At 46.2% G+C, this 23,036-nt stretch carries 25 protein-coding genes; all 25 read left to right on the top strand.

Annotated elements, in window-relative coordinates:
* On the top strand, positions 1 to 301 hold a 301-nt coding region (locus ACTF5U_RS07895; RefSeq protein WP_438971090.1), incomplete at its 5' end, for a flagellin.
* Between the two features lie 64 nt (positions 302 to 365).
* Positions 366 to 755, top strand: a complete 390-nt coding sequence (locus ACTF5U_RS07900; protein ID WP_438971091.1) for a flagellar protein FlaG — start codon at positions 366 to 368, stop codon at positions 753 to 755.
* Between the two features lie 23 nt (positions 756 to 778).
* Complete coding sequence (fliD, locus tag ACTF5U_RS07905) at positions 779 to 2,161, top strand: flagellar filament capping protein FliD (protein ID WP_438971092.1); 1,383 nt, start codon at positions 779 to 781, stop codon at positions 2,159 to 2,161.
* 153 nt (positions 2,162 to 2,314) lie between these two features.
* Positions 2,315 to 2,710 (top strand): flagellar export chaperone FliS, encoded by a 396-nt coding sequence (gene fliS, locus ACTF5U_RS07910; RefSeq protein ID WP_438971093.1) that lies wholly within the window; start codon positions 2,315 to 2,317, stop codon positions 2,708 to 2,710.
* A 10-nt stretch (positions 2,711 to 2,720) separates the two neighbouring features.
* Positions 2,721 to 3,029, top strand: a complete 309-nt coding sequence (locus tag ACTF5U_RS07915; RefSeq protein WP_438971094.1) for a flagellar protein FliT — start codon at positions 2,721 to 2,723, stop codon at positions 3,027 to 3,029.
* Between the two features lie 196 nt (positions 3,030 to 3,225).
* The gene (locus ACTF5U_RS07920; RefSeq protein WP_438971095.1) at positions 3,226 to 4,707 is read left to right on the top strand and encodes a sigma-54 interaction domain-containing protein; all 1,482 of its coding nucleotides are present in this window, start codon (positions 3,226 to 3,228) and stop codon (positions 4,705 to 4,707) included.
* Positions 4,708 to 4,849: 142 nt separating this feature from the next.
* Positions 4,850 to 6,046 (top strand): sensor histidine kinase, encoded by a 1,197-nt coding sequence (locus ACTF5U_RS07925; protein ID WP_438971096.1) that lies wholly within the window; start codon positions 4,850 to 4,852, stop codon positions 6,044 to 6,046.
* Positions 6,043 to 7,395: a sigma-54-dependent transcriptional regulator gene (locus tag ACTF5U_RS07930; RefSeq protein WP_438971097.1), complete on the top strand. Its 1,353-nt coding sequence runs from the start codon at positions 6,043 to 6,045 to the stop codon at positions 7,393 to 7,395. The genes ACTF5U_RS07925 and ACTF5U_RS07930 overlap by 4 nt, the downstream gene beginning before the upstream one ends.
* Positions 7,396 to 7,440: 45 nt before the next feature.
* Positions 7,441 to 7,776: a flagellar hook-basal body complex protein FliE gene (gene fliE / locus ACTF5U_RS07935; protein WP_438971098.1), complete on the top strand. Its 336-nt coding sequence runs from the start codon at positions 7,441 to 7,443 to the stop codon at positions 7,774 to 7,776.
* 25 nt (positions 7,777 to 7,801) lie between these two features.
* Positions 7,802 to 9,490 carry a flagellar basal-body MS-ring/collar protein FliF gene (fliF, locus tag ACTF5U_RS07940; RefSeq protein WP_438971099.1) on the top strand — a complete coding sequence of 563 codons (1,689 nt, stop codon included), beginning with the start codon at positions 7,802 to 7,804 and terminating at the stop codon, positions 9,488 to 9,490.
* Positions 9,490 to 10,500, top strand: a complete 1,011-nt coding sequence (gene fliG / locus ACTF5U_RS07945) for a flagellar motor switch protein FliG (RefSeq protein WP_438971100.1) — start codon at positions 9,490 to 9,492, stop codon at positions 10,498 to 10,500. Before fliF ends, fliG begins: the two co-directional genes overlap by 1 nt.
* Positions 10,487 to 11,182, top strand: coding sequence for a flagellar assembly protein FliH (locus ACTF5U_RS07950; protein WP_438971101.1), 696 nt, complete (start codon positions 10,487 to 10,489; stop codon positions 11,180 to 11,182). The genes fliG and ACTF5U_RS07950 overlap by 14 nt, the downstream gene beginning before the upstream one ends.
* Positions 11,166 to 12,596, top strand: a complete 1,431-nt coding sequence (gene fliI / locus ACTF5U_RS07955) for a flagellar protein export ATPase FliI (protein ID WP_438971102.1) — start codon at positions 11,166 to 11,168, stop codon at positions 12,594 to 12,596. Before ACTF5U_RS07950 ends, fliI begins: the two co-directional genes overlap by 17 nt.
* 29 nt (positions 12,597 to 12,625) lie before the next feature.
* Positions 12,626 to 13,072, top strand: coding sequence for a flagellar export protein FliJ (gene fliJ / locus ACTF5U_RS07960; RefSeq protein ID WP_438971103.1), 447 nt, complete (start codon positions 12,626 to 12,628; stop codon positions 13,070 to 13,072).
* Between the two features lie 140 nt (positions 13,073 to 13,212).
* Complete coding sequence (locus ACTF5U_RS07965) at positions 13,213 to 13,404, top strand: hypothetical protein (protein WP_438971104.1); 192 nt, start codon at positions 13,213 to 13,215, stop codon at positions 13,402 to 13,404.
* Positions 13,397 to 13,678, top strand: a complete 282-nt coding sequence (locus tag ACTF5U_RS07970) for an STAS domain-containing protein (protein WP_438971105.1) — start codon at positions 13,397 to 13,399, stop codon at positions 13,676 to 13,678. The genes ACTF5U_RS07965 and ACTF5U_RS07970 overlap by 8 nt, the downstream gene beginning before the upstream one ends.
* Before the next feature lie 33 nt (positions 13,679 to 13,711).
* Positions 13,712 to 14,074 (top strand): response regulator, encoded by a 363-nt coding sequence (locus ACTF5U_RS07975; RefSeq protein ID WP_438971106.1) that lies wholly within the window; start codon positions 13,712 to 13,714, stop codon positions 14,072 to 14,074.
* 31 nt (positions 14,075 to 14,105) lie between these two features.
* Positions 14,106 to 16,154 (top strand): chemotaxis protein CheA, encoded by a 2,049-nt coding sequence (locus ACTF5U_RS07980; protein WP_438971107.1) that lies wholly within the window; start codon positions 14,106 to 14,108, stop codon positions 16,152 to 16,154.
* 10 nt (positions 16,155 to 16,164) lie between these two features.
* Positions 16,165 to 16,668: a chemotaxis protein CheW gene (locus tag ACTF5U_RS07985; RefSeq protein WP_438971108.1), complete on the top strand. Its 504-nt coding sequence runs from the start codon at positions 16,165 to 16,167 to the stop codon at positions 16,666 to 16,668.
* Between the two features lie 3 nt (positions 16,669 to 16,671).
* Positions 16,672 to 17,448, top strand: a complete 777-nt coding sequence (locus ACTF5U_RS07990; protein ID WP_438971109.1) for a ParA family protein — start codon at positions 16,672 to 16,674, stop codon at positions 17,446 to 17,448.
* Complete coding sequence (locus ACTF5U_RS07995) at positions 17,441 to 19,972, top strand: methyl-accepting chemotaxis protein (RefSeq protein ID WP_438971110.1); 2,532 nt, start codon at positions 17,441 to 17,443, stop codon at positions 19,970 to 19,972. The genes ACTF5U_RS07990 and ACTF5U_RS07995 overlap by 8 nt, the downstream gene beginning before the upstream one ends.
* A gap of 62 nt (positions 19,973 to 20,034) precedes the next feature.
* Positions 20,035 to 20,880 carry a CheR family methyltransferase gene (locus tag ACTF5U_RS08000; RefSeq protein ID WP_438971111.1) on the top strand — a complete coding sequence of 282 codons (846 nt, stop codon included), beginning with the start codon at positions 20,035 to 20,037 and terminating at the stop codon, positions 20,878 to 20,880.
* Positions 20,877 to 21,509, top strand: a complete 633-nt coding sequence (cheD, locus tag ACTF5U_RS08005) for a chemoreceptor glutamine deamidase CheD (RefSeq protein ID WP_438971112.1) — start codon at positions 20,877 to 20,879, stop codon at positions 21,507 to 21,509. Before ACTF5U_RS08000 ends, cheD begins: the two co-directional genes overlap by 4 nt.
* A gap of 13 nt (positions 21,510 to 21,522) precedes the next feature.
* Complete coding sequence (locus ACTF5U_RS08010) at positions 21,523 to 22,596, top strand: protein-glutamate methylesterase/protein-glutamine glutaminase (protein ID WP_438971113.1); 1,074 nt, start codon at positions 21,523 to 21,525, stop codon at positions 22,594 to 22,596.
* A gap of 50 nt (positions 22,597 to 22,646) precedes the next feature.
* Positions 22,647 to 23,036 (top strand): hypothetical protein (locus ACTF5U_RS08015; RefSeq protein WP_438971114.1); only part of this gene is annotated, 390 nt, incomplete at its 3' end.

Genomic DNA, 23,036 nt, shown 5'->3' on the forward strand with positions numbered 1-23,036 from the left:
GGCTAATGTTACTACCGTTGCTTCGGCAAACGATGCGATTCAACGTGTGGATTCAGCATTGACCTCAGTGAGTGACTTGCGGAGCACATTTGGTGCGATTCAAAACCGTTTTGAATCAACCATTGCTAACCTGAGCTCAACAGTTGAGAGCTTGTCAGCGTCACGAAGCCGTATTCAGGATGCGGACTTTGCGGCAGAAACAGCGAACCTGACACGTGCTCAGATTCTGCAGCAGGCAGGTACAGCGATTCTGGCGCAGGCTAACTCGCTGCCACAGAACGTACTGAGTCTGTTGGGTTAATATCCAGATAGTGCCCGCCCATAAGGGTGGGCACTACCTTTTATTAGGTTAGAAGGAATTAATTATGGATATCTCAGACAAAACGAATTTAGCAGTGCTTCAGACAAATCGCCCTGCATCGGTTACTAAAAACGATGCGGGTAATTTGTCTAAAGCTGATTCTGGAACGAAAGTTGCTAATCCTTCCTTAGTAGACGCATCTGCCGCGAGTACTCAAAATAGGGAACAACAACTGGAAAGTGCTGTCTCCAGAATTAATGAGTATGTTCAGAATATTCAACGCAGCATCGAATTTTCTGTAGACGAAGCAACAGGCAAAGATGTCGTCAAAATTTTAGATAAGCAAACTGAAGAAGTGATTCGTCAAATACCCTCAGAAGAGGTATTAGCCATTGCAAAAAGTATTGCAGATTATAATGCTGATACCATTTCAATTTTCACTTCTCGCGCTTAGATTAACGGCTCTAGAGGTTTAAAATGGCTATTACATCCGCAGGGATTGGATCAGGCTTAGACATCGAAAGTTTGGTGTCTCAATTGGTGGCTGCCGAAGGGCAGGCTCCGGTCAATAGACTGAATTCTAAAGAAGCCAGCTTTCAGGCTAGCTTATCTGCGTTTGGTTCTTTGAAGTCAGCGTTGAGCTCATTTCAAACCGCTGTTCAGGGCTTACAGACGGAGACAAGTTTTCTGGGGCGTAAAGCCTCATCATCCAATACTGATTTATTTACTGTCTCAGCAAGCACCAGTGCTAGTCAGGGGCAATACGATATTGAGATTGAACAGTTGGCCCAGGCTGCCAAGTTAACCACAGCTGACGGTGCGTTTGCCGAAACTTCCGATGTAGTGGGTACAGGCTCTTTGACCGTCAATTTTGGATCTGAAAATTTTTCAGTCACCATTGATGAGGATAACAACACCTTATCGGGCATCAGAAATGCGATTAACAACGCTGAGGACAATCCCGGTGTAACTGCGACGATCATTGCCTCGGATAATGGTCCTCGATTGGTTATCAGTTCAAATGATCAAGGTTCGAGTAATACCATAACAACAGTCGCTACAGATAATGATGCGGGCGATGGTAATGATTTGACGCGTCTTAATGCGCTTGAGGCGAATCCCAATTCAGAATTAGCTAAAGATGCCATCATTTATGTGGATGGGCAGAAAGCAACACGAAACAGTAATAGTTTTTCAGATGTCATTGATGGTGTGACCTTCAATCTGGCTAAAGCGGAGCCGGGAACCATTGAAAAACTAACGATCAGCAGCGATGAATCGGCGAGTAAGTCAAAAATCAACGCATTTATCAAAGCCTACAATGCACTGGCGACCACTACCGGACAGCTTTCATCCTACAATGCTGATACCGGAGCCGCAGGCCAGTTACTGGGTGACTCCACTTTAAGAAGTGTGCAAAGCCAAATAAGACAAGCGATCACAGGTTCAGTGGCTGGTCTTGATTTCGGTACATTAGCTGAAATTGGTATCACCACAGACGAAAATAATAAGCTGGTCTTAAACGAAGAAAAGTTCGATCAGGTCTTGAAAACGGATCCCGCATCAGTGTCTGGTGTGTTTAGTTCGGAAAACGGTGTGGCTAACAAACTGGATACTATTCTAGATGGGTTTGTCGGTTCGGGCGGTTTATTGAACTCTCGTACCGAGGGGCTGCAATCAAGTATTGACCGCATTGATGATCAAAGAGAGCGTCTTGCCGTCAGACTGGAATCGGTCGAAGCACGTTATCGTGCCCAGTTCAGTGCAATGGATGTTCTGGTCGGTCAGTTGCAGGGAATTGGTAATTTCTTAACCCAACAGTTGTCCAATCTCCCTAAGCCAAATTCAAATAGTAATTAAGATTTTGACTGTAAACCATGCCATATTGGGTTTAGTATTAGTCAGAAACTTTTGTTTGAAAAATACAGCAAAAATTGCTGATTTAGTACTAAAGCAAAAGTGTTATGAGCCGATAAAGAATGTACAGGCTTTTACATGACGAAGGAAAAATCAATGAATAACGCTGCGGCACTTAATGCTTATCGCTCAAACCACATTGAAGGTGGTGTTTCCACCGCGAGTCCCCACCGTCTCGTTCAGATGCTCATGGATGGTGTGCAGGAAAAGTTAATTGCTGCCAAAGGTTTTATGGCAAGTAATCAGATTGCCAAAAAAGGCGAACACATCAGCTGGGCAATAACCATTATTGATAGTTTAAGAGCTTGCCTGAACACGGAAGAAGGTGGTGAAGTGGCGGCTAACTTGAATCGACTCTATGACTACATGGAAATCAGACTTGCTGAAGCAAATCTAAAAAATGATCCAGCCATTATTGATGAAGTCGGCCAGTTAATGGCAGAAATTAAAGCGGGCTGGAATGCTATTCCGCAAGAATTTCATAATTCCTAATGAGTGAAGCTTGAGTTCTCTCAGTCAAAATCTGGACCAAGCAATAAAGCACAGTTTGTCATTGATCACACTTGCTGAGGCCGGTGACTGGGATGCATTCGGTGACATCGAGAAGCAGCGACAGGCCGTTGTTGCAGCTATCAATACCGATGACGTCGAACTCTCTGAAGCTGAGCAAGTACGCGAACAACTGAAGCGGTTAATCGAATTGAATGATCAGCTTGAAAAAGTCTGTCTTTCTGAGCGTGATGTCGCCATGACCCAATTACGCTCAATGCAAAAAGGCGCTCAAGTCACCAAAGCCTATGGTGATAAATAACCCCATACAAGGTTTATGCTAAAACGTCGTTAGCAGCTCAATGGACGCATCCGACAGCATATTTCTTATCATCAAAAAAACAAGCAAAAAGTGCCTGTCATTTTTTTGACAATAGCAGACAAAAAATGCTTAACTCCATGCACAATAATTCACTAATCGATATCGTCGGTTGCCAAGAAAATCAGATGGAGTCAGTATGAGTTCAAACAATGTGTTGGTCGTGGAAGGGGATACCAGCCGACGCGAAATGTTATCGACCCTCATCGAATTTATTAACTGCCAACCCATTATCGTAGAAGAGCCTGAAATCTGGTTTGATCAGATAGATGATTTAGGCAATATTGTGATGGCTATCATCGGTGATTGCGGTGGGCAACATATCACTAAGCAACTTTTACGAGAGCTGGTCAATCACGAAGCACGCATTCCAGTCTTTACACTTGATTTACCAGATGCTGACATTTTAAATTTTCCCGGTACCATCGGTTCGTTACGTTACCCGATAAAATACCCTCAGCTTAACAACGCTTTGCAGCAGGCAACAATTTATCGTGGGCAAACAGAGACCAATGAATTAAATGGCAGTTTATTCCGCTCATTAGTTGGTAATAGTCACGCCATTAAGATGGTTCAGCGAATGATTGATCAGGTTGCTGATTCAGAAGCGAATGTGCTTATCTTAGGTGAGTCAGGGACGGGTAAAGAAGTGGTTGCCCGGAACCTGCATCATTTTTCTTCTCGTCGTGATAAACCTTTTGTGCCGGTTAACTGTGGCGCGATTCCTGGTGAATTGCTGGAAAGCGAGTTGTTCGGGCATGAGAAAGGTGCTTTCACCGGAGCGATAACAGCTCGAAAAGGACGATTCGAATTGGCTGAAGGCGGCACGCTATTTCTGGATGAAATCGGTGATATGCCATTGCCCATGCAGGTCAAATTACTGCGTGTACTTCAAGAGCGAACCTATGAGCGGGTAGGCAGTAATAAAACCCAGACAGCGAATGTGCGTGTGATTGCAGCGACACATCGGAATTTGGATGAGTACATTGCGGATGGTCGTTTTCGTGAAGATTTATTTTATCGCCTCAACGTATTTCCGATTGAAATGCCGGCGCTCCGAGAACGCCCGGAAGATATTCCTCTATTGGTCAATGAATTGATTAAACGGATTGAACATGAAAATCGTGGCACAGTGAGGTTCTCGCCTGCAGCAATGACATCGTTATGTCATTATCCCTGGCCGGGTAACGTACGTGAGCTGGCCAATGTGGTGGAAAGATTGGTTATTCTCTACCCCTACGGCACCGTTGATTTTGACGACTTACCTGAAAAATACAGTCTTGAAGGCGAAGAATTGCCCGAGCAGGTCCTTGCTACGATCAATGCGGTACCTGTACCTGAAATGCATCGGAATTTACCAGAAACAGTCATCGGATCTGCTGAGACCCAGTTAGATAAGCAAGCTGCAGAGAGGGCTGAAGATTCTGGTGCAGCCACATCCATTCCCGAAGATGGCTTGGATTTGAAAGAGCACCTGGCAAACCTTGAGTATTTATTGATTAAGCAAGCTCTGGATGAAACCGAAGGCATTGTTGCTCATGCCGCTCAAAAGTTAAAAATGCGTCGTACTACGCTGGTGGAAAAAATGCGTAAATATGGCATTCAACGTGAGGTTGACTGAAAATTGATAAAAAGCGCGTCAGGGTTTTGACTTATGGATACAATAACGACAATAAATTGTTGATTTATAAGTAAAAAAACTTAAGGCACAGTAATTGCAAACCATGAGATAAGCAGCAATATCGCATGTGGGAGCAGTTACTATGAACCTGAAGCTAACAACCAGACCGGAACCGTTTAGCAAACAAACTAATGCCAGAGATGTTTTAAAACAGGCGGAACAGCATTGGCAGCCGGTTAGCCAGGACTGGCAGCAGGAAACGCAATCTGAACAATCCTCACAAACTCAAAAAGCAGATAAACTTGCGAACCGTCATGCCCGCTTACTGGAAGTGTTACCCGCGGGTGTGGTGGTCATTGATGGTGAGGGTCTGGTTCAGGAAGCGAATGCCGCCGCGGTTAACTTATTAGGTGAGCCGCTGTCAGGCGAGCCCTGGGTTAAAATCATTGCCCGTTCATTCCAACCCCAGCCCGGTGATGGTCATGATGTGTCTTTGAAAGATGGCCGTATGGTACATATTTCAACCAGTCCACTTGGTTCAGAGCCTGGTCAGATTATCCTGCTACAGGAAGTCACGGAAACCCGTGCCTTGCAAAATAAAGTATCCCATTTGCAACGGCTATCAACCATGGGGGAAGTTGCCGCCCGGCTTGCCCATCAAATCAGAACACCGCTTGCATCGGCCTTGTTATATCTATCTCCTTTAACCAAAGAGGAAGTCGATGCGTCTGTCAGACAGCGCTTTGCCGGTAAGTTAAAACACAGCCTCACACATTTAGAGCAGTTAGTGAAAGATATGTTGGCGTTCTCCCGTGGCACGATGGCGGAGACATCACCGGTCTCAATCGATAATTTGCTTGAGGAGGTGGCGCAACAGTTCCAGTCTCATCCCGATGCAGAAAACTACCAACTGACCAGCAAAAATGCGGTCAATGATGGTTATGTTTATGGCAGTCAGGCTGCGTTGGTGAGTGCGATTAATAATCTACTCAACAATGCCCGTCAGGCCTGTGGTGATAGCGGTGAGATTGGGATCTCCGCTGGATTTGTTCAAGATAAAAACAACAAAACCTGGATAGACGTCAGCATTAAAGATAACGGCCCTGGTATTACAGATTCTGAACAGGACAAAATCCTGACACCTTTCTATACCACTCGCTCAAGTGGTACCGGTCTGGGACTGGCTGTCGTGCAATCGATCGCCAAGGCCCACAAAGGGTTTTTGTGGTTACAGAGTCAGCAAGGTGAGGGCAGTACATTTAGTCTGCGACTCCCTATTTACCAACCCCAGTATGCGCATGATGACGTCGTTACGACAAAGCAGGAGTTTGCTTCATGAGTCAGTCAACAATATTAGTAGTCGAGGATGATGCTAACCTGCGTGACGCTTTGTGTGACACGCTGGAATTAGCAGGTTATCAGGTAACCGGGATGGAGCATGGGCAATCGGCATTGGATAAGATTGCCAGTGAACCGGTGGGTCTGTTGCTGAGCGATGTACAGATGAAACCAATGGATGGTCAGACATTATTAAAAAAAGCAAAAGCGATGATGCCAGACCTGCCAGTGTTGATGATGACGGCGTATGGCAGTGTGCAAAGTGCGGTTGAAGCCATGCATCAGGGCGCTTCTGATTATTTATTGAAGCCATTTGAAGCCGATGAGTTATTAAATCGTGTTCAGCGTTATGTCAGCAACCTGGGGACAACGGAAGACGATATGGTGGCACACGCCCAGTCATCCCGTGAAATGCAGAAGTTAGCAAGACGAGTGGCGGATAGTGATGCCACGGTTTTAATTAATGGTGAGAGTGGTACAGGTAAAGAGGTTTTAGCCCGTTATCTACATACTCATTCTTCACGCGCAGAAAGCCCTTGTGCTGCTATTCCTGAGAATATGCTCGAAGCCACGCTGTTTGGTTATGAAAAAGGGGCGTTTACCGGTGCGAGCCAGGCTTATGCCGGTAAATTTGAACAAGCGAATCACGGTACGATTTTGCTGGATGAAATCTCGGAAATGGATTTGTCATTGCAGGCTAAGCTACTGCGTGTACTTCAAGAGAGAGAAGTCGAACGTATTGGCGGTCGAAAAGTGATCCCATTGGATGTGCGCGTTTTAGCGACGACTAACCGTATTTTACGTGATGAAGTTAAAGCGGGGCATTTCCGTGAAGATCTCTATTATCGTTTGAACGTTTTCCCACTTCAACTGGCACCGCTTCGAGAGCGTCAGGACGATATTTTGCCTTTATCAAATCGTCTTCTGGCAAGACATTCAAAACAAGCGAATCAAGTTGCTCCTGTATTGGACAGCAATGCTCAGGAACGGCTTCTATCTCACTATTGGCCCGGTAATGTACGCGAGCTGGATAACGTCCTGCAGCGCGCCCTTATCCTGCAATCCGGTCAGACCATTACTGCAGATGATATTGCTTTTGAAGCGTTGACCGGGCAACAGGAAACATCCCCCTCTATTCAGGCTGATAAAACCATTCAGGTTGATAATGGACAGGATCTGAGAAGTCAGGAACAGCGTCATATTATCGACGTGTTAGAACAAAATAATGGTAGCCGCCGATTAAGTGCAAAAGAGCTCGGAATAAGCGAACGCACGCTACGCTACAAGATTGCACGCTTTCGTGAACAAGGAATCGATATTCCGGAAAAGATTGGCAAGAAGTCTGCATAGCAGAATAAAGCACTTAGCTAATCATCGAAATGATGGGAGATATTTATGATTAACGCGATTGACCCGAACCAACTGTTGACTCAGATGCGTGCCATGCAGGCTCAGGCGTCACAGAATACGCAACCTATACCTACTCAGGATGCTCAGAATAAAGGGGGTGTCGATTTCGGTAACGTCATGCAAAATGCTGTTAACCAAGTGAATGAGATACAAAAAACCTCAAGCGAGCTGAAAACGGCGTTTCAAATGGGCGATCCCAACGTTAATCTGGTTGATGTGATGATTGCATCACAGAAATCCAGTGTCGCTTTCGAGGCCACTGTTCAGGTGAGAAATAAAATGGTCGAGGCGTACCAAGAAGTAATGCGCATGTCGATTTAACATCGTCGTATAAGTAGGAAATACCATGGAAAATGTACCGGCCACCACTGCTAATCAAGCGAATATGAACTCGCCTCGGCCTACAACGCCGTTAGCCATGATGCAGAATAATGTATCTCGTCAGCCTGTTGTTAAGCAGATTTTGTTTTTAGTGGCCATCGCTGCCAGTATTGCCGTCGGTGGTTACATCCTGATGTGGTCACAGAGTCCTTCTTATCAGGTATTGTTTTCAAACATGGCACCTCAAGAGTCTTCAGAAGTGGTTGAGGTGCTGCAGCAAATGAATGTCGAATATAAACTCGACCCAGCAACGGGAGCGTTGATGGTTCCTGCGAGCGAGGTCCAGTCTTTGCGAATCAGGCTCGCTGCGGACGGCCTGCCGAGAAGTGCTTCACAAGGCATGGAAATGCTGAATGCAGACCAGGGCTTTGGTACCAGTCAATTTATCGAACGTGCACGCTATCAGCGTGCGATGGAAGAAGAATTAGCACGCTCCATTGCTGAACTCAATAATGTCAAAAGTGCGCGCGTGCATCTGGCTATTCCAAAACAATCTGTGTTCGTTCGAGAACGCAAAGACCCTACGGCATCGGTTATCGTCAATTTGTTTTCGGGGCGCAGTTTAGAGCGCGGACAAGTGGCGGCGATCACGCACATGGTCGCGTCCAGTATTCCTAATATGACGAACGCTGATGTCAACGTAGTCGACCAGCGCGGTAACTTATTGACACAACCCGAGCGGGAAGCGGGAATGGCAATGAGTGACAGTCAATTAGAATATACGCAAAAACTTGAGCAACTTTACATCAGCCGGATTGAAGATATCTTGACTCCGATGGTGGGCAGAAATGGGGTTCGTGCCCAGGTAGTGGCAGATGTCGATTTCACCATGACAGAGCAAACCCATGAAAGTTACAACCCTGATATGGCAGCTGTTCGTAGTGAGCAGTTACAGGAAGAAGAGCGAGTGGGTGGAGCCGGTCCTATTGGTATTCCGGGTGCATTGAGTAATCAACCACCGGGTGGGGGTGTCGCTCCTGAACAGACCACAGTGGATGGCGAGGAAAATGCGACAACAATTAAAACACCAGGCTCTACCAGCAAAAGTGCAACCCGTAACTTTGAGTTGGATCGCACTATTAGCCATACTCGCGTTGCTCCCGGCAATGTCAGAAAGCTGAGTGTCGCGGTTTTATTAGACGAACGTCGCAGCACCGATGCGGAAGGTAATATTGTCTCCACACCGATGACTGAGGCTGAGTTGACCCGGATTAATGCGTTGGTGATGGATGCGATTGGATTCAGTAAAGCGCGTGGAGATAGCCTGAATGTTGTGAATGCTCCTTTTATGGCGCCTGAAGCAGTCGAACCTTTACCTGAAAAACCGATTTGGGAACAAGCCTGGGTATGGACAGTAGCGAAACAAGTGGCTGGTGCTCTAGTGGTGCTGTTCTTGATATTCGGTGTGATTCGTCCTGCTTTCCGTGATATGGCGAAAGTACCTGCAAATTCAGGTAATCAGGCATTATCAGCCGGCGCTGGATCGCAACAAGAAAATGCCAATAATACTGGCGTCATCAATGAAGACATTGCTAAACTGACCAAGGGCTCTGATCAGATGGAAGAACAGATGACCAATGTTCGTAGTCTGGTGCAACAAGACCCTGCACTGGTGGCTCAAGTAGTGAAGAATTGGACGGCAGGTGAAGCCTGATGGCAGAAGAAGTCAGAAAACTTAGCGGCACAGAAAAAGCGGCAGTTTTCCTGCGCTCTATAGGTGAGGCGGATGCATCCGCTGTACTCAAACATATGAGTCCTAAAGAAGTGCAAAAGGTAGGTCAGGCTATGGCTACCTTGGCCAATGTTACACGTGAAGAAGTTCAGACGGTGATTGGCAGTTTTGTTCAAACTGTTGAGCAGGAAACCGGGTTGGGCATTGGCTCACATGATTATGTTCGCAATATGCTGGTAGGTGCGCTGGGTGAAGACCGTGCCGGCAGTCTGTTGGATCGTATTCTTTCTGGAAGCAACACCAATGGTCTCGAACAACTCAAATGGATGGATGCGAGAGGTATCTATGAAGTTATCCGTCTGGAACATCCACAAATTATTGCGATTGTCTGTTCATTCTTAGATGCAGATCAGGCTGCCGAAGTGTTGTCTTTATTTCCTGAACGGGATCAGTCCAGTATCGTATTAAGGATTGCAACGCTTGATGGTGTCCAACCTGCAGCCCTGTCTGAGTTGAACGAAATCCTGGAAAAACAGTTCAGTGGTAATGCCGGGGCACAAACAACGACAGTTGGCGGACTTAAAACAGCGGCTGATATTCTGAACTTTGTTGATACGTCGATTGAAGCTTCCATAATGGAGAGAATCAAGGATAGTGAGCCGGATCTGGGCCAAAACATTGAAGATCTGATGTTTGTGTTTGATAACCTGTTAGAGATAGATGATCGTAGCGTGCAGACATTGATGCGTGAAATTCAAACCGATCAACTTCAGTTGGCATTGAAAGGTGCGGATGACACGCTGAAAGAAAAATTCCTCAATAATATGTCTCAACGTGCTGCTGAAATGATGCGGGATGATCTCGAGGCTATGGGCCCGGTTCGTTTGAGTGATGTCGAAACAGCACAGAAAGCCATTCTTGCCATAGCACGTAACCTCTCTGAAAAAGGTGAAATCATGCTAGGTGGCGGGGGCGGCGATGACTTCATCTGACGATACCCTCACAACCAAACAGGCGGATGTGTTATCGGCGGATGAACTTGCCGAAGCGATTGAACGTTGGCAGGCTCCTCGTATGGCGTCAGTCAATGATGTAGAAGGCAGTGCCGGTATGCTCAATGTGAAATCCATTGAGTCTCTGCAGAAGCAAGCGCAGGAAGAAGGCTACAAAGCTGGTTTTGAAGAAGGCCATAAAGCCGGTTTCCAGGCTGGCCAGCAAGCCGGCGAGAAAGATATTAAACAGCAGGTTACCTATCTTCAAAATATCTTCAGAACGCTGCAACAGCCACTGGCGGAACTGGATCAACAGATTGAACAGGATATGGTTAATCTTGCCATTACCATGACCCGGCAGTTGATCCGACGTGAGCTAAAACAAGAACCCGAGCATGTGATTGGCGCCATGCGAGCGGCATTACAAGCGCTACCCGTCAGCGACCGGAAAATAAAAATCTATGTGCATCCGGATGATTTGGGGATTATTCAGAAGGGTTTGTCGCTGGATCAGGATGATGACAACCGTCAATGGATTGAAGATCCTTTGTTGACCAGAGGTGGTGTGAAACTGGAAACAGCTGATACGACGGTTGATGCGACAGTGGAATCACGCCTGAACAGTCTAATCAGTAAATTGCTGGGCGAAGAGCGTGGAGAGACGGATGGCAGTCCCAGCTGAACGGCAACAAAACTGGCAAAAGAAACTCAAGGAATACCAACAGCGTCTGGATCAGGATCTGGGATTGGATGTGCTGGTGGAAGGCCGTTTGACTCGCATGGTCGGATTAACATTGGAAGCTGTCGGTTTTCAGGCACCCATCGGTAGTCGCTGTGAAGTTTTGGCGCCGGGGCAGCGCCCTGTCGAAGCTGAAGTGGTTGGTTTTTCCGGCGAATTACTCTATCTGATGCCAACCGGTGATATGCGTGGTCTGGTACCGAATGCCCGGGTCAGACCGATACAAAGTGATTCGCAAGTCCCTGTGGGGGAAGCGATGTTGGGTCGGGTTGTTGATGGCGCAGGCAAGCCGCTTGATGGCAAAGGACCGCTCAAGGTAAAAGATAAAGTCCCCTTACACGGCGAACCGATTAATCCCTTGGCACGCTCCCCCATTCGTCAACACCTTGATGTAGGTGTTCAGAGTATTAACGCTTTGCTTAGTGTCGGTCGTGGTCAGCGTATGGGGCTGTTTGCCGGTAGTGGTGTCGGTAAAAGTGTGCTGTTGGGAATGATGACACGCTTTACCGAAGCGGATGTGATTGTGGTGGGATTGATTGGTGAACGGGGCCGTGAGGTAAAAGAGTTCATTGAGGATATTCTGGGGACACAGGGTATGAAGCGTGCCGTAGTGGTGGCATCACCGGCTGATCATTCACCCTTAATGCGCCTGCATGGGGCGATGCTGGCCACGAGCATTGCTGAATATTTCCGTGATCAGGGCAAACAGGTTTTGCTGTTGATGGATTCATTGACACGTTATGCTCAGGCGCAGCGTGAAATTGCGCTGGCAATTGGTGAACCACCAGCGACCAAAGGTTACCCACCGTCTGTGTTTTCATTATTACCACAGTTGGTAGAACGGGCCGGTAATGGTCCAGCCGGTGGTGGCGCGATAACGGCCATATACACAGTTTTAACGGAAGGGGATGATCAGCAGGATCCCGTTGCCGATGCTGCAAGAGCAATATTAGATGGTCATATCGTGTTGTCTCGGAGACTGGCGGAATCAGGTCATTATCCAGCCGTGGATGTCGAAGCGTCGATCAGTCGTGTAATGCCCCAGATTATCAGTGCTGAACATTTACAACGTGCCCAACAATTCAAACAGATTTATGCCACCTTCCGTCAGAATCAGGACTTGATCAACGTGGGGGCGTATAGTCGTGGTAGTGATCCGTTAATTGATGAAGCTATCGCGATGTTTCCAGCTTTGCAGCAAGTATTGCGGCAGGGCATGGATCAAGCTGTCAATTGGCAGCAAAGCGAAAATAGTCTTAAACAGGTTATTAATATGCGCCAGCAATTGCAGGGGCAAGCTGGACAAAATAACGTTCAAGCACCTGCTGTGATGGATGCTAACAATAGAGGTTTTTAGGTTATTAAAAGGGAATCATGGAGTGAATAATGAGCCGAAGTCGTAAACTCAACCCTGTTATAGAAATGGCTCGGAAAACTACCGAAGATGAACTTATAAAGCTTGGTGAAACCAATGCGCTGTTGCAACAAGAGCAAGGTCAGTTGGATGATTTAATCAACTATCGACAGGATTATCTCAATCGTTTCCGCCAGGGAGATCCAACGTTAATGTCAGCTAAGAAAGCGCTCGACTTACGGGCTTTTCTTGCGCAACTGGATCAGGCCATTCAAGCGCAGCAAAACCAGGTAACCCAGAGCGAGACTAGAGTACAGCATCAGCAAAAAAACTGGATGGAAGCCAAAAACAAAGAACAAGCGATTGATACGCTGATGGAGCGTTATAAAAGTGATGAACTGCATCAGCAGCAACGTCATGAGCAACGTGAAAATGATGAACATACCAACGCGATGTGGCTGCGCAGACACAAAAGTTAATAAAAAAACAGAACAATCGTTCGACCACCCGTTATTCCAGTTTTTTTAAATACACCCATAAGATTTTTGCTACCACTGCCGATATCGAAATTATGAGCAGCCTTACTGTATGCTTATCAGTGAGAAGGGGGGGACAGCAAATGAAAACCTTGAAACAATATTGGAAGACAGGCAGCCACTATCAGAGTGGTGATGCTATTTTGAAATCGCCTTACCTCCTCAGCATGACTTCTTTACAACTGACATCATCCTGGTTACAGGATTGGCCTGAATGGTTCGATTTATGTTGTGATTGTTTATCCGCTATTAATCAGGCCGAAGCATATGGATGACATGATTTCTGATATCAATTTAGGCGAGAGCCTGAGCATTGCTCAGGTGAGTGATCTGCACAAACAACTTCTTTCCTCTTTTGAGCAAGAGCGTGCGGTGAACTTCGATTTGAGCCGTATAGAAAGAGTGGATACAGCAGCGATTCAACTACTCTATTGCTTTCAGCGAGATGCTTGTGCACAAGGAATCGTTGTTATATGGTCAAATCCAAGTAAGGATTTTTGTGAAGCAGTCGATATATTGGGTATACCCGCGTTTTATCAAGAAACATAAAACGTGAACGAGATATAAGGAGTACTTCAAGTCATGGCAAATATTCTTGCAGTAGATGATTCTGCATCAATGAGGCAAATGGTTGCGTTCACATTAAAAGGGGCCGGGCATGATGTTACTGACGCTGAAGATGGGAAGCAGGCTTTAGACATTGCCAGAAAGCAGTCGTTTGATCTGGTACTCACGGATGTCAACATGCCTGTCATGGATGGATTGAGTCTGACCAGAGAGCTCAGACAATTACAACCTTATCGTTTTACACCTATTTTGGTGCTGACAACCGAAGCGGGTCCTGAAAAAAAACAAGAAGGACGGGCAGCGGGTGCAACGGGTTGGTTGGTTAAACCTTTTAATCCGGAACAATTACTTGCAACGGTAAAAAAGGTCCTGGGTTAGTTCTTTACCCTCGGTGAAGGTGGAATGACAAATGAGTATTGATGTCTCGCAGTTTCATCAGGTGTTCTTTGAAGAAAGCTTCGAGGGACTGGATGTCATGGAAATGGGATTACTCAGCCTCAGCGAGGGCGAACCTGATATTGAGACTATCAATACTATTTTCCGTGCTGCCCATTCGATAAAAGGAGGGGCAGGCACTTTCGGTTTCACCGCTGTTTCTGAGTTTACCCATGGCCTTGAAACCTTATTAGATGAAATGCGTAATGGTGAGCGTGACATCACCACTGAGTCGGTCAATGTCATGCTGGAAGCGGTGGATGTTATCCGCAATATGCTTAATGCTGTGCAACAAGAGGCTGAGCCGGATGATGACCGGATCGCAGAGGTGGCCGGGCATTTACACGCATTGCTAGAAAAAGGCACCGATTCACACACACCAACAGCTGAACCAGAAACAATAGAAACAGCTACCCAAAAGGATCTCTCTAGAGGGTGGAGGATCGATTTTAAGCCTCACCCACATTTGTTACAGACAGGTAATGATCCAGTTCGCATGTTCAGAGAACTGGCTGAGCTTGGTGAGATGAACGTCATCGTCGATGATAAAGCGCTACCGGCATTCAGTGATTTGGCACCTGAAGAGAGTTATTTTGGCTGGAAAATCGAATTACGGGGTGATATCAGCCGAGAAGCGTTGGATGAAATTTTTGAATGGGTGGAGGGTGATTGTGATCTCACCATTGAAGCGATTGAAGCTGAAAACCAAGTCGATAATCAGGTAGTTAATGAGCCTGAGGAAGTGGCTCAGACTACTGCTCCAGAACCCGTGACAGCACCAGCTGTAAAAACGACGAAGAATGTGGTTACTGAAACGGCGCCGTCATCAATTCGGGTTGGTACCGACAAAGTCGATTCGTTAATTAACCTTGTCGGTGAATTGGTGATTACCCAGTCTATGCTGAGTCAACTCGGAGAAGACTTTGACCTCAGCCGTTTACCTCAATTGATTGATGGTTTAGAACAGCTGGAACGAAATACACGCGAATTACAGGAAGGCATCATGCGCATTCGTATGTTGCCAATCAGCTTTGCGTTCAACCGCTTCCCAAGATTAGTTCACGACCTGAGTGCCAAAATGAGTAAACAGGTCGAGCTTAAATTGACCGGTGAACAGACTGAGCTTGATAAAACGGTGATGGAAAAAATTGGTGATCCCTTAGTGCATTTAGTACGTAACTCTCTGGATCATGGATTGGAAACACCAGAGCGCCGTGTTGCTGCCGGTAAATCTGAGGTCGGCTTATTGCACCTTAATGCCTATCATCAGGGTGGCAATATTGTTATCGAAATCAGCGATGATGGCGCAGGTCTGAATGAAGACAAGATATTTCATAAAGCGGTCGAGCGCGGTTTAGTTAGCGAAAACGAGCAACTGACCCCAGACAAAATCCACGATTTGATTTTCTTACCCGGCTTTTCAACTGCTGATGTGGTCAGTGATGTCTCCGGTCGCGGCGTTGGTATGGATGTGGTCAGAAAGAATATCAACAGCTTGGGTGGCAGTGTCGAGGTCAACTCTGAACAGGGTGTTGGGTCGACCTTCACTATCAGATTACCACTGACTTTAGCCATTATGGATGGTCAGACGATTCAGGTAGGTGATCAGAAATACATCATTCCACTTATTTCAATTATCGAATCCGTTGAGATTAAACCGGGCACCGTCAAAAATATTACGGGTAAAGGTGAAGTCTATACTCTACGTGATGAATACGTACCCGTGATCAGAATGGGGGATGTGTTCAATTTAGAAGCGAATGCTGAAACCTTGGAGCAAGGTTTGCTTGTCGTCGTGGAAACAGAAGATCGCAAAGTGGGCTTATTTGTTGATGAGCTTTTGGCGCAACAGCAAGTGGTCATTAAGAGTATGGAAACCAATTATCGCAAAGTGATGGGGGTTGCCGGAGCCACGATTCTGGGTGACGGTACCGTCGCACTTATTCTGGATATTGCCGGGTTGCTGTCTATGTACCGCGATCCTTCACTGACCAAGATCAAACACACCATTCAGGCTGCTTAGGATAAGACTCATGGCTGAAGATCAAATGACGGAAATACTGGATGTGCTTGATTTTATGGGCAGTGTCGAAGAAGGCATGTTGCAGTACCTGACCTTTGAGTTGAATAACGAACATTACGGTGTCGACATTCTTCGGGTTGAGGAAATAAAAGGCTGGGACCATGTGACTCCTATTCCTAATACGCCTTCTCACCTGTGTGGTGTAATGAATTTACGTGGCGCTATTGTGCCCATAGTTGATCTCCGACTGTTTTTTGATATGCCTTTTGCCCCTTATAGCAAGACCACAGTGGTGATTGTGCTCAAAGTACATGGCGCGTCTTCACGTACAGTCGGTATTGTTGTTGATGCTGTTTCTGATGCGCATATGATTCATCCTGACAATATGAAAGAGGCCCCGGATTTTGGTGCGGTTGTCGTGACGGACTTTATCAGTGGCATTGCTAAGGTGGATGACAATATGTTGATGTTGCTGGATGTCGATACACTCCTCAGCAGTGAACAAATAGGCTGATCGATGGGCTCAGCTAAAACGCGCATTATTGCCATCATGAATCAGAAAGGTGGCGTGGGTAAAACCACAACTACCGTTAACCTGGGACATGCTCTGGCTAAGACAGGTCATCGTGTCGCTTTGATGGATATGGACCCTCAGGGTCAAGTCGCCACCAGTCTAGGGTTTGACAATAATCTGCCCGGGCTGGATGAGGTGCTACTGGATGATAAAGCCATTGATGACATTAAAATTCCGGCGCGCGAGAACCTTGACTTAATTGTGGCCGGATCGCGTCTCAATGAGTTCGAACATCTCAGTACCGGTGGTATTCAGCGAGGGCATAAATTACAAAAAGCGCTGCAATCATCATCACTCAGTAAATACGATTTTGTCTTAATTGATTGTCCCCCATCTTCCGGTTTGTTAGGCGTCAACGCTATGTTTGCCGCAGATGAATTGTTAATCCCGGTATCGGGTGACTATCTCTCTCTGCAAGGCCTGTCTCGTATGATGCAAATTCTCAAAAGAGCAGAAGAGCTTGCAGACCATCGCATTCGACTTTGGCTGGTTTCAACGCGTATGCAAATGCGACGTAAACTGACTGAAGAAGTGCGTAATCGTATTTTGAAATATTTTCCTGGTCGTGTTTTTTACACACCTATCAGAGAAAACGTCTCACTGGCTGAATGCCCGAGCTTTGGAAAAACCATATTCGATTATAAAAAGAACAGTGCTGGCGCTGAGGACTATCAGTCACTCGCACTGGATCTTATAAGCAGGAGAACAGCAGATGGCTGAGAAAAAAACAGCAATGGGAAATGATCCTCTTGCCTGGCTGGCTGAAGAGACTTCTGTCGATAGTGAAGAAAAAATGGAAGCGACCAAAGAAAAGTCCAAAACCCGTAAAACGGCGCTCACAGCTAAAGAAGCATCGGCTATGACCGATACAGAATATGTTGAAGAAAGCTTTTTTGCTCTGGCCGATAAAGGACAGCAAATAGTCGCTGATTTTTATGACTATCTGTTCGAGCACTACCCGGAAGTAGTTCCGCTTTTTGAAGGCATATCAAAGGCCGGACAGCAAAAGAAATTACTGGCTGCGCTGACATTGTTGGTTAAAAGTTTACGAAAGCCAGATATTTTAGAGACTTATTTAAAAGGCTTGGGAACGCGACATCAGGAGTACGGTGTAAACGTCGAAGATTACGGCAAAGTGGCAACCAGTTTACTGGCTGTTTTGGAGCAGCATGGTGGTCCAATTTGGACCCCCGAAGCTGAAAAAGCATGGAGCAATACACTGAATGCGGTCGCACAAACCATGCTAAGTGCATATGAGTCTGTGGAGGAACAGAAAATGACTGTGAATTTGTCAGAACAAAGTGGTAGTGATGAAGAGCTAGTAAGAATGCGCTCTGCTGTCGATGGGGCAATGACCGCGATTATGATGGTCGACAGAGACTTCAATATTACCTACGCCAATGAAGCTACGCTTCAGATGCTATCAGAACATGAGCATACTATAAGACAAGTTTTCCCGGGCTTTAAGGTAGCTGATCTTGTTGGCAGCAACATAGATACCTTTCATAAAAATCCGGCACATCAGAGAAAATTGTTGAGTGATCCAAACAATCTTCCTTATTCAACAGACATTGCTGTTGGGCCACTGCAATTCAGACTCAATGTCACTGCTATGATAGACGACCACGGCGCTTATATAGGTAACACGCTTGAATGGTCTGATATTACAGAAGCAAAAGCGAAATCTTTGGAAGTCAGCCGGTTGCAATCGGCAATAGCGGGTTCTCAAACGGCATTGATGATGTGCGATGAGCATAGAGTGATTACCTACTGTAATCCTGCAGTTGTCTCGCTGCTACGTAATCGAATAGACGATTTGCGTAAATTATTTCCTGCACTCAATCTTGATAACTTAGTCGGTACTAAAATTGACAGTTTTCATAAGGACCCTACGCATCAAGCAAACATCCTGGGTGATCCTTCCAAGTTGCCATATAAAGCGGAAATTCAAGTATTGGATTTGCATTTTGCACTGAATGCTACAGCGATTCTTGATCACGATGGCAATATGATAGGAAACATGGTTGAGTGGAATGACATTACAGAACAAAAACGTGGCGAAGCTGAAATTGCTGGATTAATCGAGTCGGCCAAACGAGGAGAGCTTAAAGAGCGCTTGGATGCACAACAATATACTGGATTTATGGGATCGGTTGCGGGTGGTGTGAATAGTTTGATGGATGTGGTTTTAGCGCCAACAGAAGAAACGATACGCGTTGCTCAGGCTTTAGCTCAGGGTGATTTAACCCAATACCTCGAGGGTGACTATCAGGGCATGTTTGCTGATCTCGCAACGGCTTTAAACAATTCTGTTGAGAAAATGTCGGTGACCGTTACGGATATTATTGAAGCATCAATTAATATTTCTACGTCTGCCAGTGAAATTTCTGAAGGCAATGTGGATTTGAGTCAACGTACCGAAGAACAGGCATCTTCTCTGGAAGAAACTGCCTCCAGTATGGAAGAATTAACCAGTACTGTCCGTCAGAACTCTGATAGCGCACGTCAGGCAAATCAACTGGCCTCGGATGCACGTGAAAAAGCAGAAAAAGGTGGTTCGGTGATTCAAAATGCCATTGAAGCCATGGCAGCTATCAGCCAGTCGAGTAAGAAAGTCGCGGATATTATCGGTGTGATTGATGAGATTGCTTTCCAGACTAATTTGCTGGCATTAAATGCCGCTGTAGAGGCAGCCCGCGCCGGTGAACAGGGCCGTGGTTTTGCCGTCGTGGCTTCTGAAGTACGCAATCTGGCTCAACGTTCTGCGGCAGCAGCTAAAGAAATCAAAGAATTGATTAACGACAGCGGTGAGAAAGTACGTGAAGGCTCTAGTCTAGTAGATGAGTCAGGTAGAACGCTGGAAGAAATTGTTGATGGGGCGAAAAAGGTCGGGGATATTATCTCTGAAATCGCGGCTGCAGGTGCAGAACAGACTTCTGGTATCGAGCAAGTTAACAAAGCTGTAACCCAGATGGATGAAATGACTCAGCAAAATGCTGCTTTAGTTGAAGAAGCCGCTGCAGCGAGTGAATCGCTGGATGAACAGGGCAAGGCGCTGCAAGATATGATGGCCTTCTTTAATACAGGGCAAGCTATCGAGTCAGCCGTTGTTAAACCAACACGGCATATGAATGTTGAACGACCACGACCAAGTCGTGGCAGACCTGAACCAGCTCAATCGTCCCCTCGTCGTCCCGGTCCTGCCGCAAAACAGCAGGACACTGAAGAATGGGATGAGTTCTAGCAAGAACGAGGGGTAAGGGCGCAGAGTAACCGTGCCTGGCCCTATCTAAAAAGGATGTTGATGTGACTGGTGCAGTAGGAAGAGAATTTACCTTTACGGATAAGCATTTCAGTCGAATCAGACAGTTCGTTACCGCACAAACCGGTATTGTCCTTGCCGATGCGAAAAAAGACATGGTCTATGGCCGACTCTCGAAGAGGGTTCGTAAAGAATTTGGCGGTAGTTTTGATGATTTCTGTAGTGCGATTCACGAGGGCGATCTTGATGAACAGGATTTCCTGATCAATGCCATCACTACCAATCTGACGGCATTTTTCCGCGAAAATCATCATTTTGAGTATCTGCGCGACCGTGTTATACCGGCGTTACTGAGGCAAAAACAAAAAGAAAGAAAAATCCGCATCTGGTCAGCAGGTTGCTCTACTGGTGAAGAACCGTACAGTATTGCCATCACGCTTCAGGAGGCGATTCCACATATTGGTGATTGGGATATTAAGATTCTTGCTACCGACCTGGATGCGAATGTCGTCGCGCATGGTAGTGAGGGTGTGTACGCGCTTGAACGTATTAATGGACTGGATAAACAGCGCCAACGGAAATGGTTTCAGCTTGGCAAAGACGATAATCAAGGGCTGGTTCGCGTGAAACCTCTGCTGCGCGAAATGATCCGTTTTAAGCGCCTTAACCTTCTTCATGAATGGCCGATGACAGGGACTTTTGATGTCATTTTTTGTCGCAATGTGGTTATCTACTTTGACAAAAAAACCCAAGCGATGCTTTTTGAGCGTTATGCCAATATCCTGACACCGGGAGGCCATTTGTTTATTGGTCATTCTGAGTCTTTATACAAAGTCAGTGATCGCTATGCTTCACTGGGGCATACCGTCTACAAGCAACTTCCTAAATGATGTCTTTACGACCACAACAACCTGTGGCTCTCACTGGTTTTGAAAACATAAATCGATACTGGGACGCAAAACACGGTATCTGGGCAGCTAAGCTTTTACCCGGCCAGTTATACGTGACCAAGGATCCAGATGAGGTTGTGGTTACAGTTCTGGGATCCTGTGTTTCTGCCTGTATTCGGGACAAAATTTCAGGTATTGGCGGAATGAATCATTTCATGCTGCCGACGACTGAAGATCCGAGTGATGGGGTCTGGAATGATCAAGCAACACGGTATGGTAGCTATGCGATGGAGCGCCTTATCAATGAGATCATGAAAGCAGGGGGGCGTCGAGAAAATCTGGAAATGAAATTGACCGGTGGTGGACATGTGATCCAGAACATGGCCAACAGAGTAGGGCAACGAAATATTGATTTTATTCTCGAGTATTCCGAGCTGGAAGGGATAGCTGTATTGTCTCAGGATTTGGGTGATATCTATCCGCGTAAAGTTATGTATTATCCGTCCAGTGGTCGTTTACGCGTCAAACGGTTGAAATCTTTGCACAATGACACGTTGTTACAGCGTGAAGAACATTATGAAAATGAACTTGAGGTGCAGCCTGCTGCCGGGGATGTTGAGCTTTTCTGATACGGATGTGGAAATGAAAAAAATTACTGTTCTGGTTGTAGATGATTCAGCACTGGTCAGGCAATTACTGACGGAGCTGCTTAATAGCGATCCAGAAATTGAAGTCGTCGGTGCGGCGGCCGATCCCTACCAGGCCAGAGAAAAAATCAAGCAACTGAATCCTGATGTGCTGACGTTGGATGTGGAAATGCCCAAGATGGATGGGGTGACATTTCTCCGTAATCTGATGCGCCTTCGACCGATGCCGGTTGTGATGGTCTCGACGCTGACTGAAAAAGGCGCACAAGTCACCTTAGAAGCACTGGAGCTAGGCGCGTTTGATTTTGTGGAAAAACCTAAACTCGACCTTTCTAATACTCTGGCTGATTACACGGCTGAAATAACACAAAAGGTCAAGGCTGCAGCTCGTGCACCACTGTCCACATTGACACCCAGAGTGCTTTCTAAAAAAGTAGATGAAAAATTCACTGCTGATGCCGTGATAGCCAAGCAGGAATCAACCAGACCTCATTTAAAGACAACTGAAAAAATTATTGCTATTGGTGCGTCGACTGGCGGAACAGAAGCGATTAAAGATGTTTTGTGTGCACTCCCGCCGAATTGCCCCGGCATTGTTGTTACCCAGCATATTCCTGCCACATTCAGTGCTGCTTTTGCCGAGAGAGTGAATAAGTATGCTGCGATCAGTGTGAAACAGGCTGAAGATGGTGAGCAGGTTTTACCAGGGCATGCCTATATTGCACCGGGTGATAAGCATTTGCTGGTGGAGCGGAGCGGCGCTCGCTACTACTGTCGTCTCAATGATGGTCCACCCGTATCGCGGCACAAGCCTTCAGTTGATGTGCTGTTCCGTTCCGTCGCACAGAATGTGGGTCTCAACGCGATAGGTGTCATGCTTACAGGCATGGGTGATGATGGCGCTCACGGCATGCTGGAAATGAAGCAGGCGGGCGCGAGTAACTTGGTTCAGGACGAGAAAACCAGTGTGGTTTGGGGCATGCCGGGAGCAGCATTTAAATTAGGTGCCGCAGAAATAACCGTACCATTAGAAAGAATTGCTGAAGAAATGCTACAACGGAGCCGATAACTTAGATATTGATGAAAACTTACTGCTGATTATTGCAGCTTGGATAAAATATGAATAAAAATAAAATACTTGCATGGATTCTTGTCCTAATAACGGCAGTTGCTGGTGGCGTGTTACAGAATTGGTTAACAACAGTGATGATTTTGTTTGCAGCCGCAATCATGTACCTATTCGCCAATAGGGGGCATGAAGCAACAGTCATTGAAGAAGTTAATGATGATATTGATACTACACATGCAGAAATTCTCTCGCTCAACGCTGATACCGCGGAAAACATACGGGAACAAATCGCCAGTATCCACGAAGAGAATAATCAAATCGCCAGTCTGATTCATGGGGCTATCGCTCAACTCTCTGAGAGTTTTCAGGGGCTGAACACACAAATGGACGCTAAGGAGCAGTTGATACACAGTTTGATCGATGAAGATGAAAATGGTCAT

It is taken from the genome of Methylophaga sp., assembly GCF_965655755.1.
Classification (GTDB): Bacteria; Pseudomonadota; Gammaproteobacteria; order Nitrosococcales; family Methylophagaceae; genus Methylophaga.

What these genes read in the sequence shown, in the direction of transcription:
- fliE (WP_438971098.1), top strand. Translation starts at nt 7,441, where the DNA reads ATGATTAACGCGATTGACCCGAACCAACTGTTGACTCAGATGCGTGCC.
- ACTF5U_RS07900 (WP_438971091.1), top strand. Translation starts at nt 366, where the DNA reads ATGGATATCTCAGACAAAACGAATTTAGCAGTGCTTCAGACAAATCGC.
- fliJ (WP_438971103.1), top strand. Translation starts at nt 12,626, where the DNA reads ATGAGCCGAAGTCGTAAACTCAACCCTGTTATAGAAATGGCTCGGAAA.
- fliI (WP_438971102.1), top strand. Translation starts at nt 11,166, where the DNA reads ATGGCAGTCCCAGCTGAACGGCAACAAAACTGGCAAAAGAAACTCAAG.
- ACTF5U_RS07995 (WP_438971110.1), top strand. Translation starts at nt 17,441, where the DNA reads ATGGCTGAGAAAAAAACAGCAATGGGAAATGATCCTCTTGCCTGGCTG.
- ACTF5U_RS07930 (WP_438971097.1), top strand. Translation starts at nt 6,043, where the DNA reads ATGAGTCAGTCAACAATATTAGTAGTCGAGGATGATGCTAACCTGCGT.
- fliF (WP_438971099.1), top strand. Translation starts at nt 7,802, where the DNA reads ATGGAAAATGTACCGGCCACCACTGCTAATCAAGCGAATATGAACTCG.
- ACTF5U_RS07970 (WP_438971105.1), top strand. Translation starts at nt 13,397, where the DNA reads ATGGATGACATGATTTCTGATATCAATTTAGGCGAGAGCCTGAGCATT.
- fliD (WP_438971092.1), top strand. Translation starts at nt 779, where the DNA reads ATGGCTATTACATCCGCAGGGATTGGATCAGGCTTAGACATCGAAAGT.
- ACTF5U_RS08010 (WP_438971113.1), top strand. Translation starts at nt 21,523, where the DNA reads ATGAAAAAAATTACTGTTCTGGTTGTAGATGATTCAGCACTGGTCAGG.
- ACTF5U_RS07975 (WP_438971106.1), top strand. Translation starts at nt 13,712, where the DNA reads ATGGCAAATATTCTTGCAGTAGATGATTCTGCATCAATGAGGCAAATG.
- ACTF5U_RS07980 (WP_438971107.1), top strand. Translation starts at nt 14,106, where the DNA reads ATGAGTATTGATGTCTCGCAGTTTCATCAGGTGTTCTTTGAAGAAAGC.
- ACTF5U_RS07920 (WP_438971095.1), top strand. Translation starts at nt 3,226, where the DNA reads ATGAGTTCAAACAATGTGTTGGTCGTGGAAGGGGATACCAGCCGACGC.
- ACTF5U_RS07965 (WP_438971104.1), top strand. Translation starts at nt 13,213, where the DNA reads ATGAAAACCTTGAAACAATATTGGAAGACAGGCAGCCACTATCAGAGT.
- fliG (WP_438971100.1), top strand. Translation starts at nt 9,490, where the DNA reads ATGGCAGAAGAAGTCAGAAAACTTAGCGGCACAGAAAAAGCGGCAGTT.
- ACTF5U_RS07990 (WP_438971109.1), top strand. Translation starts at nt 16,672, where the DNA reads ATGGGCTCAGCTAAAACGCGCATTATTGCCATCATGAATCAGAAAGGT.
- cheD (WP_438971112.1), top strand. Translation starts at nt 20,877, where the DNA reads ATGATGTCTTTACGACCACAACAACCTGTGGCTCTCACTGGTTTTGAA.
- ACTF5U_RS07950 (WP_438971101.1), top strand. Translation starts at nt 10,487, where the DNA reads ATGACTTCATCTGACGATACCCTCACAACCAAACAGGCGGATGTGTTA.
- ACTF5U_RS07925 (WP_438971096.1), top strand. Translation starts at nt 4,850, where the DNA reads ATGAACCTGAAGCTAACAACCAGACCGGAACCGTTTAGCAAACAAACT.
- fliS (WP_438971093.1), top strand. Translation starts at nt 2,315, where the DNA reads ATGAATAACGCTGCGGCACTTAATGCTTATCGCTCAAACCACATTGAA.
- ACTF5U_RS07985 (WP_438971108.1), top strand. Translation starts at nt 16,165, where the DNA reads ATGGCTGAAGATCAAATGACGGAAATACTGGATGTGCTTGATTTTATG.